Source organism: Chengkuizengella axinellae, assembly GCF_030730905.1.
GTDB lineage: Bacteria > Bacillota > Bacilli > Paenibacillales > KCTC-33759 > Chengkuizengella > Chengkuizengella axinellae.
Map to the genome: position 1 here is coordinate 1 of NZ_JAVAMP010000067.1, position 309 is coordinate 309.

At 33.7% G+C, this 309-nt stretch carries 1 protein-coding gene; it reads left to right on the forward strand.

The features are described 5' to 3' along the window. Positions 1–309, forward strand: a 309-nt coding sequence (locus Q5Y73_RS24695) for a hypothetical protein (protein WP_305994580.1), incomplete at both ends; no start/stop codon positions are given.

Consider the following 309-nt stretch of genomic DNA (forward strand, 5'->3'; position numbering starts at 1 on the left):
GTTCCAGCAGGAAATAAAGAGTCTGTAACATTAGTATTAGAAGATGATCAACAAGGTAACACAATTACTTTAGAGATCTCTGGTTTAGAAGATGACACTTTATACGAAAACAAAATGGAAGACTATTCAACTGAGATCGAAGTAGCAGATTCTACATTTGATGGTCTTAACCGAGTTGAGTATAGCTTTGATGCAGATGATGACTCTATCCTATATGTAGTTTACAGTGAAGAAGTAAATGATACTGCAATCGACATCGATAACTATCTTGTACGTGTAGAAGTTGACGATAATGAATATGATTATAAA